Here is a 10,104-nt window from a genome sequence, read left to right as displayed (position 1 = left end):
GCGCCATGGATGGCGCCATCGAGCCCCCAAGGATCGGTTTACGGCGTGTCCTGCAGCCCCACACCGCCCCGCCAGACCATCGACAATCCAGAGCCGCTTTGGCTCTGGCTTTGGCTCTGGCTTTGGCTCTGGCTTTGGATTCGGCCCTTGCCTCTGCAGGTGCAGGGCGCAGCCCTGCCGAAACCCACCCTCAGGAACTGCAGGACAGCATCGAGCAGCCGGCGCGATTGTCGGCCCACGCCGGGCGCTTGCTGGCGAAGTGTTCCAGACCGGCACGCTCGGTGTATGGATTGCGCAGTACGTCCTGCAACGCATGAACACCGCCGAGGTCGCCCTGCTCCGCGCGATCGATGGCTTCCTGGGCCAGCCAGTTGCGCAGCACGTACAGCGGGTTGGCCGCTGTCATCTTCGCCAGGCGTTCGCTGGCCGACAGCGGATCGGCCTGCAACCGCACCGCATAGTCCTGCAGCCACTGCTGCAACGGCGCCTGCACCGCCTGCTGGCGCGCCTCGTCGTAGTACACCGCATCCAGCAGCGCCACATCCGGTGCCGCGGGATCGATACGCATCAGCGCACGCCAGGCCAGGGTCATGTCCATTCCCCCGTCCTGCATCAACTGCTGCCAGCGCAGGTAGAGCTGCAGGTCGTCATCGTCGGCCGCAGCCAGGCCGAGTTTGGCTGCGGCATCGCGGCGCGTGCAGGCCACGAAGGTGGACTGGTATGCAGCCAATCCAGCCTGCAACGGTTCGACATCGGCAAACAACGGTGACAATGCCTGTGCCAATCGGCTCAGGTTCCAGTACGCCACCTGCGGCTGGGTGCCGAAACGATAGCGCCGGCCTTGGGCATCGGTGGTGTTCGGCGTCCAGTCCGGATCGAAATCCTCGACCCAGCCATAGGGACCGTAGTCGAGCGTAAGACCAAGAACGGACAGGTTGTCGGTATTCATCACGCCATGCACGAAGCCGACGCGCATCCAGTGCGCGATCATCTCGGCGGTGCGCACCGCGATCGCGCGAACCAGTCGCCATACAGCGCCTCACCCTGCCCATGCAGTTCGGGGAAGTCGCGGGCGATGCAGGCATCAACCAGATGCTGCAGCAGTGCGGTTTCCCCGCGCGATGCCGGAAGCTCGAAGGAACCAAAGCGCAGGAACGACGGCGACACGCGGCATACGATGGCGCCGGGCTCGGCACGCGGATGACCGTCGTAGAACATGTCGCGCACCACGTCGTCGCCGGTACCAACCAGCGACAGCGCACGCGTGGTCGGCACGCCAAGGTGGTGCATCGCTTCACTGCACAGGAACTCGCGGATCGACGAGCGCAGTACCGCGCGACCATCGGCGCCGCGCGAGTACGGCGTCGGCCCCGCCCCCTTCAGCTGCAGCTCCCAATGACGGCCATCGGGCGCGACCAGTTCACCCAGCGAGATCGCGCGACCGTCGCCGAGCTGGCCGGCCCAGTGACCAAACTGATGGCCGCCGTAGTTGGCCGCCCAAGGCTGCATGCCGGCGTACAGCGCGTTTCCGCCAAACACCTGCGCGAAGCTTTCGCTTTCGACTTCAGCGGTATCGAAACCAAGCATCGCGGCAACATCCGGCGACCAGGCCAGCAACGTGGGCGCCGTCACCGGGGTCGGCATCACCGGCGACCAGGCCGCACCCAGCACTTCGCGCCGGCGCGGGCCGGATTCGGGATCGCCCGGCAGGGTCTGCAGCAGGCGGTTGTCGAAACGGGGGCTGTCGGTATCCATGGTGCTGAAGATGGGGGCGACGGCCGCCCTCCTCAATTGCCGCTGAGCGCCTGCAGGTGGCCGCCGTGGGCCTCGGCACGCTGGTAGGCGGGTCGCTCACCGATACGCTTGAGGAAGCCACGCAGTGCCGGCTTGTCGTCGAGACCACCGCCGCGCGCGGCCGCAGCCTGGATCGGGAAGCTCATCTGGATGTCGGCCGCGCTGAAGCGTTCACCGGCAAACCACGGGCTTTCGGCCAGGCGGCGCTCCATCCAGTCCAGGTGCAGGCGCCGCTGTGGGCCGATGAAGCCACGTTCGGCCTTGTCGGCGATACTGCGCGCGATCGGACGGGCGAAGAACGGCATCGGCGCGTTGCGGATGCGGCCCATCACCAGGGTCAGCAGCAGCGGCGGCATCGCCGAGCCTTCGGCGTAGTGCAGCCAATAACGGTAGGCGATGCGCTCGGCGCCATCGGCCGGCATCGGTGACGGCGACAGCTGGCGTTGGGTGTCATAGCGATCCGCGAGGTAGTCGAGGATGGCACCGGACTCGGCCAGTACCAGCTCGCCATCCTGCAGTACCGGCGACTTGCCCAGCGGATGCACGTTGCGCAGCTCCGGCGGCGCCAGCAGCGTCTTCGGATCGCGCGGATAGCGGCGCAGTTCGTAGTCCAGCCCCAGCTCCTCCAGCATCCACAGCACACGCAGGGAACGGGAGTTTTCCAGGTGATGGACGATGCGCATGGGGATGATCCTTGGGGAGGCCCGCATCGTACCGCGAGCAGTGCATGCCCCATGTAGTGTCGAGCCATGCTCGACTGCCTTTGGAAAGCAGTCGAGCATGGCTCGACGCTACAGAACAGCAGGCAACAAAAAACGCCGGAAGCTTTCGCTTCCGGCGTTCTGGCTACCAAACGGTAGCAGACGGATTAGACCGCCTGCACCTGGTCAGCCTGCATACCCTTCTGGCCCTGGACGGCGATGAAGGTAACCTTCTGGCCTTCCTGCAGGGTCTTGAAGCCGGTGCCCTGGATGGCACGGAAGTGCACGAACAGGTCCGGGCCGCTTTCCGGGGTGATGAAGCCGAAGCCCTTGGCGTCGTTGAACCACTTGACGGTGCCGGTCTGACGATCAGACATTTGACTAACTCCTGAAACACATGTTGAAAAAAATCGCAGCCACCGGGTATCGGGGCCGAGACTGAGTTGCAGGCGTTGGTAAAGCGGATCGATGAGCGGATCGTGAGATCAACTGCACCAGGCCACGATTCACGGTGACCCTAGCAAACACAGTGGGTCGAACGATACGCGTGTTTTCTGCAAAAAGCGATAGCCCGGACGTTCATGGGCAAACCCTGCCCGCTAGGCGTGACAAGGCTTGGCAGCCGATCAAGCCTAACTCCGAGTCCCCATTCAGGTTTTTCCTACCCTACACTGGGTAAATGACTGAAGCTGAAACCCAAGCTGAACCCGCCCTGCCCCGCATCTGGGTGGACGCGGATGCCTGCCCCACCGTCATTCGCGACATCCTGTTCCGTGCCGCTGAACGCGTTGGGATCGAGCTGACCCTGGTCGCCAACCAGTGGATCCGCACCCCGCCATCGCGCTGGCTGCGCTCGATCCAGGTGCCGCAGGGCCTGGACGTGGCCGACAGCGCCATCGTCGAGCGGGTCGCCGCCGGAGACCTGGTGGTCACCCAGGACATCCCGTTGGCCGCCCTGGTGCTGGAGAAGAAGGCCGTGGCGCTGAACCCGCGCGGCCAGCTGTACACCCCGAACAACATGGCCGAGCGGCTGTCGATGCGCAATTTCATGGAAGAGCTGCGCGGCGCCGGGGTGCAGACCGGTGGCCCGCCGCCGCTGGGTCCGCGCGACCGGCAGCTGTTCGCTGCCGAGCTGGACCGCTGGTTGGCCCGACGCCCGGTTCGCTGAACGGCCCTACCCGCCCTGGCCGGGCAGGCACAGGCGGCGCCGGCTGCTGAACCGCCGGGGCTCCCCGCTCAATGGGTCATCGAAGGCCAGCCCCTGCGCCAGCAGCTGCAGGGGCGACTCGACCGTTTCATCCGGGCGCGGCCTCAGCAGCGGATACAGGTCATCGCCCTCGATCGGCGCGCCCAGCGCCGCCATGTGCACGCGCAGCTGGTGCTTGCGGCCGGTTTCCGGCAGCAGCCGGTAGCGCCAGACCGGCCCTTCGGCCTCGATCAGCTCGATCCGGCTGCGCGCATTGGGCTCGCCCGGCACTTCGGCCATGCGGAAGAACGGTTCGCCCGGCACCAGGCGGCTGTCCCGCTGCAACGGAAACGCCAGCCCGGGCAGCGCCGGTGCCAGCGCCTCATAGGTCTTCTCGATGCGCCGTTCGCGGAACAGCCGTTGATAGGCATCACGCGTGGCTGCCTGGGTCGAGAACAGCACCAGGCCGGCGGTCAGCCGGTCCAAGCGGTGCAACGGCGCCAGTTCGGTGTTGCCGGTGCGTGCGACCAGGCGCGCCAGCAGGGTTTCGCGCACATAGCCACCGGCCGGCGTCACCGGCAGGAAGTGCGGCTTGTCCGCCACCAGCAGGTGCGCATCCAGATGCAGGATGGTCTCGGCGAAGGGAATCACCGGCTCGTCGGCCACCTCGCGGAAGTACTGGATTTCCAGCCCCACCTGCCAGGGCATGTCCGGCGCCAGTGCCCTGCCCTGCGCATCCTGCACACGGCCTCGTGCGAAGCGGTCCTGCCACTGCGCACGGTCGATGCGTGGGAAACGTGCACACAGGCCATCGAGCAGGCTGCTCCAGTGGCCGGGCGGCAGCTGCAGGCGGCTGGGCAGGGTCATCGGTGGCACTCCTGCGGCAGGAAAGAGTGAAAGGGTGCCACGTTGACGCGCCACAGACAGCCCGGCCACGGACACCCCTGGAGCAAACCTCTATCATTGTCGTCTTTAGTCCACGGACCCCCCATGGCTCTCACCGCCACCATCCGCAAGGCCGAACTGCAGATCAGCGACATGGATCGCGGCTACTACGTGACCCACAACCTGACCCTGGCCCAGCACCCGTCCGAGACCGACGATCGCCTGATGGTGCGCCTGCTCGCCTTCGCGCTGAACGCCGGCGACCGCCTGGAATTCGGCCGCGGCCTGAGTACCGATGACGAGCCGGACCTGTGGGAGCACGACTACACCGGCGACATCCTGCAATGGATCGACCTGGGCCATCCAGACGAATCGCGCATCCGCAAGGCCAGCAACCGCAGCCGCCAGGTGCAGGTGGTGAACTACGGCGGCAACGCTTCGGACATCTGGTGGAGCAAGCAGAGCAAGGGCCTGGCGCGCTTCGACAACCTGTCGGTGGTCAACCTCGATGGTGCCTTCGTCGAACTGTGGGGCCAGCAGATCCAGCGCGCCATGCGCTGGAGCGTGCTGATCCAGGACGGCGAAGTGCAGCTGCTCAACGACCAGATCCAGCTCGACGTGATCCCGAACTGGCGCAAGCGCGCCAAGGCATGAGCACCATCCGTTGCGATGTGGTGGTCATCGGCGCCGGCGCGGCCGGGCTGATGACCGCAATCACGGCTGGCCAGCGCGGCCGCCAGGTGCAGGTGATCGACCATGCCAACAAGGTCGGCAAGAAGATCCTGATGTCCGGCGGTGGCCGTTGCAACTTCACCAACACCGGCACCACCCCGGCCAACTTCCTGTCGGCCAACCCGCACTTCTGCAAGTCGGCGCTGGCGCGCTACACGCCCTGGCACTTCATCGAGCTGGTGCACAAGCACGGCATCGCCTATCACGAAAAAGAGCTGGGCCAGCTGTTCTGCGATGTCTCGTCCAAGCAGATCGTGAAGATGCTGGTGGACGAATGCCAGGCGGCCGGCGTGCAGGTGCGCACCGAGTGCAGCGTGCAGCGCATCGAGCACGGCAGCGATGGCTTCCGCGTGCATACCACCCATGGCCTGTTCCATTGCGCCTCGCTGGTGGTTGCCACCGGCGGCCTGTCCATTCCCAGCATGGGTGCCACCGGCTTTGGTTATGAAGTGGCCCGACAGTTCGGCCACCAGGTGCTGCCGACCCGCGCCGGGCTGGTACCGCTGACGCTCAGCGGCAAGCACCAGGAACGGCTGGCCGATCTGAGTGGTGTCGCCCTGCCGATCGAGGCGCGCTGCAACGGAAAGAGCTTCCAGAACTTCATGCTGCTGACCCATCGCGGCGTGAGTGGCCCGGCGATCCTGCAGATCTCCTCGTTCTGGCAACCCGGCGATGCGCTGGAGCTGGACCTGCTGCCCGGCCAGGATGCCGGCGAGTGGTTGCGCCAGATGAAGCGCGAACGACCCGCCGCCGAACTGCGCACGGTGCTGGGCGAAGTACTGCCGAAGCGGCTGGCACAGCGGCTGTGCGAACACTGGCTGCCCGACCGGCCCGTGCGCCAGTTGGACGAGCCGGTGCTGCGCCAGGCCGCGCAGCTGCTGGGCGCGTTCCCGCTGGTGGCCAGTGGCACCGAGGGCTACCGTACCGCTGAGGTCACGCTCGGCGGCGTGGACACCGCCGAGGTCTCGTCTTCGACGATGGAATCCAAGCGCGTACCCGGCCTGCATTTCGTCGGCGAGGTGCTGGATGTGACCGGCTGGCTGGGCGGCTACAACTTCCAGTGGGCCTGGGCCAGCGGCCACGCGGCCGGTGGCGTGGTGTGAACCACATCGCCGTTCGATGCGTGCAAGGGGTGCGCGCATGGACGGTTCGGCGCGCATCGTGTATCTAGATTTGCAGATTGGGGAGCAGTGCATGCAGAACGCGAACGACATCACCATCCGCCTGCTGATCGTCGATGACAGCGGCGAGAACGCCGAGGCCATCGTCAGCACCCTGCGCAACAGCGGCATCGCGGTGCGTCCGTGGCGCCCGCAGGATGCTGCCGAGCTGTCCCAGGTGCTGGCCAGCCAGGCCATCGACCTGGTGCTGGCTTCGCCCTCGCAGGGGATCCCGCTGCCACTGGTGGCCCAGCATATTGCTGCCAGCGGCAAGGACATTCCGCTGGTGCTGCTGGCCGAACGCATCGACGAGGACGAGCTGGTACAAGCCAGCAGCCACGGCATCCGTGCCCTCGCCCTGCGCCAGCGTTCCGAGCACCTGCTCGCCGTGGTCCGTGATCAGTGGGTGGACCTGCAGGCGCGTCGTGGCCTGCGCCGCATCGAGGCGCAGATGCGCGAGACCGAGCGCCGCTGCGATGCCCTGATCGCTTCCTCGCGCGACCCCATCGCCTACGTGCATGAAGGCATGCACATCCGCGCCAACGACGCCTATCTGGAGATGTTCGGCTACGAGCATTTCGACGATATCGAAGGCATCTCGCTGCTGGACATGGTCGCCGCCCAGCATGTGGAAGGCTTCAAGCAGCTGCTGAAGGGCCTCAGCCGTGGCGAGGCGCCGCCGCCGCAGTACCAGCTTGACGCGCGCCACGAGGATGGCAGCGCGTTCCCGGCAACGATGGAATTCACCCCCGCCACCTACGAGGGCGAATCCTGCCTGCAGGTGGTACTCCGCCGCCGCATGGAATTCGACCCGGAACTGGCGCGCGAGGTCGAGGACCTGCGCCAGCGCGACCAGGTCACCGGCCTGCTCAACCGACCGACCTTCATGCTGCAGCTGGAAAGCGCGGTGGCCCAGGCCGGGCGCAGCGAAGGCCAGTTCGGCCTGCTGCTGATCGAGCCGGACCACTACGCGCGCCTGCTGCCGGATATCGGCCTGGCCTCGGCCGACATCCTGATCGGCGCCCTCGCCGCTCTGCTGGCCGAGGTGGTTGGCGAGGACGCGCAGCTGGCCCGTTTCGGCGAACACAATTTCGCCGTGCTGCAGGCCGGGCCCTACGCGCAGACCGTGGCACTGGCCGAGCGCATCCGCGAAGCCTACGCCGCACACGTCTTCAGCATCGGCGCGCGTTCGGCCACGGTAACGGTCAGCATCGGTGGCGTGCAGGTGGGCGAGAAGATCGCCAGCATCGGCCAGGTGCTGGCACGCGCCAGCGAATGCACGCAGGCCGCCGCCGAACTGGGCAACACCTGCCGCATCTTCGACCCGGCCGCTGCCGACCGCGTGGAGGAAGAACGCGTGCTGCGCTGGGTCACCCGAATCCGTGAAGCACTGGCCGGTGATGGCTTCCAGCTGCACTACCAGCCGGTGCTGAACCTGCAGGGGGAGTCGCTGGAGCTGTATGAGGCCTACCTGCGCCTTGAGCACAATGGTGAACTGCTGAGCCCGACTGCGTTCCTGGGCATCGCGGAGGAACACGGCCTGCTGGCCGACATCAACCGCTGGGTGGTGTCACGGGCGATCGCTGTGCTGGGCCAACGTGCACGCGAAGGCCATGCCACGCAGATGCTGGTGAAGGTGACGCCAGAGTCGTTCGACGACCCGCAGATGATCGCCACCCTGCGTCGGGAACTGCAGGCACAGGGCGTGCCCGGCGAACGGCTGTGGCTGCATGCGCCGGAAGCAAAGGTGTTCACCCATCTGCGCAGTGCGCAGCAGTTCCTTGCCGAAGTGGCGCCGCTGGGCTGCCGCATCGGCCTGGAGCAGTTCGGATCGGGGCTGGATTCGTTCCAGCTGCTGGCCCACTTCCAGCCGCAGTTCCTCAAGCTGGACCGCGGTTTCACCAGCGATCTGGCCGCCACCCGGGAAAACATCGACCGCATCAGCCAGATCACTGCGCGTGCGCAGGAAGCCGGCATCCGCACCATCGCCGAGTTCGTCAGCGATGCCAACTCGATGACCCTGCTGTTCAGTGCCGGCGTGGATTACGTGCAGGGCGACTTCGTCGGTCCGGCGTTGCCGGAGATGGGGTTCGAGTTTGGTTGACGCCTCTCTGTAGAGCCGAGCGATGCGCGGCTGCGAGACTCAAGCGAAGAGCAGCCGAGCATGGCTCGGCTCTACACAAAGAGAAGGCCGGCTTTCGCCGGCCTTTTCATGGATCAGGTCATGTCGACCAGATTGTCGATCTTCACGTCCGGGTTGACGTCGGCCTCGTAGTCGACGCCCTCCACGCCAAAGCCGAACAGGCGCAGGAAGTCGGCCTTGTAACCGGCCAGATCGCTGATCTCGTACAGGTTCTCGTTGGTCACCTGCGGCCACAGCGCAACCACCTTGCCCTGCACGTCCGCCGCCATTTCCTTGTAGTCGGCACGCAGGCGGCCTTCCTCATCGACCAGCGCAACGGTATGGCCCTCGCCATCGACCAGGTCGTGGCGCAGGCGATCGATCGCCACGCCGTCGGCCTTGCCGCCGTAGAGGATGTCGTACAGCACATCCAACTGCTCGATGCAGCCTTCGTGGGTGCCCTTTTCCTTCATCACCTTGAACAGCAGCGACAGGTACAGCGGCATGGTCGGAATCGCCGAGCTGGCCTGGGTCACCACCGCCTTCAGCACCGATACGCGTGCATCACCACCAATCTTGGCCAACTTCTCGCGCAGGCCCAGCACCTTGGTGTCCAGGTCCTTCTTGGCGGCACCGATCGAGCCGTTCCAGTAAATCGCCTGGGTGATCTCTTCGCCCACATAGGTGAAGGCGGTGGTGGTGCAGCCGTTGGCCAGCACGCCGGCATCGGCCAGCGCGTCGATCCACATCTGCCAGTCCTCACCGCCCATCACCGCGACGGTACCGGCGATTTCTTCCGGGGTGGCCGGCTGCAGATGGGTCTCGGTCAGCACTTCCTTGTCGGTATCCAGGCCACGCAGCGTGATCGGCTCGCCGATCGGCTTCAGCGTAGAGCTGATGATTTCACCGGTCTTCGGGTGCTTGCGGCGCGGCGCTGCCAGGCTGTAGACGACCTGATCGACCTGGCCGAGATCGGCCTTGATCATCTCGATGGCCCTGGCCTTCACTTCATCGGAGAAGGCATCGCCGTTGATGCTCTTGGCGTACAGGCCGGCTTCGTCGGCGTACTTGTGGAATGCGGCCGAGTTGTACCAGCCCGCGGTACCCGGCTTGGTCTCGCTGCCCGGGCGTTCGAAGAAGATGCCCAGGGTCGCGGCGCCACTGCCGAAGGCAGCGGTGATGCGCGCAGCGAGGCCGTAGCCGGTGGAGGCGCCGATCACCAGCACGCGCTTGGGGCCGTTCTGGATCGGCGGGCGCGCGCGGATGTAGTCGATCTGCTGCTTGACCGCGGCGTCGCAGCCGGTCGGGTGGGTGGTGACGCAGATGAAGCCGCGGACGCGCGGTTTGATGACCATGGATACCTCGGGTTGGCAGATGCGGCGCGCGGGGCGCTCAGCAGGAATATGGGTGCGCGCATGCGCGCGCGAACCGCAGGATCGTAGTGCGCGGGGGCCGAATGCACAACCGACGCTGCCGTAGGGTGGTGTTTCTTTTGCAGGGTTGCACCCTGCACCCGCAGAGGCC

The 10,104-nt window shown here is 66.2% G+C and carries 8 protein-coding genes and 1 pseudogene; 4 read left to right on the top strand and 5 right to left on the bottom strand.

Annotated features, from left to right (window positions below; genetic code table 11):
- Positions 1–190: 190 nt before the first annotated feature.
- The 3 genes and pseudogenes from ARC63_RS02465 to ARC63_RS02455 all read right to left on the bottom strand — a co-directional run bounded on the left by ARC63_RS02465 (position 191) and on the right by ARC63_RS02455 (position 2,872).
- Positions 191–1,755, bottom strand: a pseudogene (locus tag ARC63_RS02465) (protein adenylyltransferase SelO).
- A 32-nt stretch (positions 1,756–1,787) separates the two neighbouring features.
- Positions 1,788–2,477: a glutathione S-transferase family protein gene (locus ARC63_RS02460; RefSeq protein ID WP_010484523.1), complete on the bottom strand. Its 690-nt coding sequence runs from the start codon at positions 2,475–2,477 to the stop codon at positions 1,788–1,790.
- Positions 2,478–2,662: 185 nt separating this feature from the next.
- On the bottom strand, positions 2,663–2,872 hold the full coding sequence (locus tag ARC63_RS02455) for a cold-shock protein (RefSeq protein WP_004153307.1): 210 nt from the start codon (positions 2,870–2,872) through the stop codon (positions 2,663–2,665).
- A gap of 302 nt (positions 2,873–3,174) precedes the next feature.
- On the opposite strand from ARC63_RS02455, the gene ARC63_RS02450 reads away from it, so the two are divergent.
- Positions 3,175–3,663, top strand: a complete 489-nt coding sequence (locus tag ARC63_RS02450) for a YaiI/YqxD family protein (protein WP_010484520.1) — start codon at positions 3,175–3,177, stop codon at positions 3,661–3,663.
- Between the two features lie 6 nt (positions 3,664–3,669).
- On the opposite strand, the gene ARC63_RS02445 is transcribed toward ARC63_RS02450, so the two are convergent.
- A complete protein-coding gene (locus ARC63_RS02445; protein WP_057502437.1) occupies positions 3,670–4,548 on the bottom strand; it encodes a pseudouridine synthase in 879 nt (292 codons plus the stop codon).
- 123 nt (positions 4,549–4,671) lie between these two features.
- Between ARC63_RS02445 and ARC63_RS02440 the strand changes: the two genes are divergently transcribed.
- From ARC63_RS02440 to ARC63_RS02430, 3 genes are all read left to right on the top strand, one after another.
- A complete protein-coding gene (locus ARC63_RS02440; protein ID WP_057502436.1) occupies positions 4,672–5,220 on the top strand; it encodes a YaeQ family protein in 549 nt (182 codons plus the stop codon).
- The gene (locus ARC63_RS02435) at positions 5,217–6,401 is read left to right on the top strand and encodes a BaiN/RdsA family NAD(P)/FAD-dependent oxidoreductase (RefSeq protein WP_010484512.1); all 1,185 of its coding nucleotides are present in this window, start codon (positions 5,217–5,219) and stop codon (positions 6,399–6,401) included. The genes ARC63_RS02440 and ARC63_RS02435 overlap by 4 nt, the downstream gene beginning before the upstream one ends.
- Positions 6,402–6,492: 91 nt before the next feature.
- A complete protein-coding gene (locus tag ARC63_RS02430; protein ID WP_010484510.1) occupies positions 6,493–8,562 on the top strand; it encodes an EAL domain-containing response regulator in 2,070 nt (689 codons plus the stop codon).
- Between the two features lie 113 nt (positions 8,563–8,675).
- Here the strand turns inward: ARC63_RS02430 and fabV are convergent, their stop codons facing one another.
- Entirely contained in the window at positions 8,676–9,935 is a 1,260-nt protein-coding gene (fabV, locus tag ARC63_RS02425) for an enoyl-ACP reductase FabV (protein ID WP_010484508.1), read from the bottom strand.
- Positions 9,936–10,104 lie beyond the last annotated feature (169 nt).

Source organism: Stenotrophomonas geniculata ATCC 19374 = JCM 13324, assembly GCF_001431625.1.
Classification (GTDB): Bacteria; Pseudomonadota; Gammaproteobacteria; order Xanthomonadales; family Xanthomonadaceae; genus Stenotrophomonas; species Stenotrophomonas geniculata.
This window is presented reverse-complemented; position numbering and strand designations above follow the sequence as displayed.

Coding starts and splice junctions, on each gene's coding strand:
- ARC63_RS02460 (WP_010484523.1), bottom strand. CDS start 2,477: ATGCGCATCGTCCATCACCTGGAAAACTCCCGTTCCCTGCGTGTGCTG.
- ARC63_RS02455 (WP_004153307.1), bottom strand. CDS start 2,872: ATGTCTGATCGTCAGACCGGCACCGTCAAGTGGTTCAACGACGCCAAG.
- ARC63_RS02450 (WP_010484520.1), top strand. CDS start 3,175: ATGACTGAAGCTGAAACCCAAGCTGAACCCGCCCTGCCCCGCATCTGG.
- ARC63_RS02445 (WP_057502437.1), bottom strand. CDS start 4,548: ATGACCCTGCCCAGCCGCCTGCAGCTGCCGCCCGGCCACTGGAGCAGC.
- ARC63_RS02440 (WP_057502436.1), top strand. CDS start 4,672: ATGGCTCTCACCGCCACCATCCGCAAGGCCGAACTGCAGATCAGCGAC.
- ARC63_RS02435 (WP_010484512.1), top strand. CDS start 5,217: ATGAGCACCATCCGTTGCGATGTGGTGGTCATCGGCGCCGGCGCGGCC.
- ARC63_RS02430 (WP_010484510.1), top strand. CDS start 6,493: ATGCAGAACGCGAACGACATCACCATCCGCCTGCTGATCGTCGATGAC.
- fabV (WP_010484508.1), bottom strand. CDS start 9,935: ATGGTCATCAAACCGCGCGTCCGCGGCTTCATCTGCGTCACCACCCAC.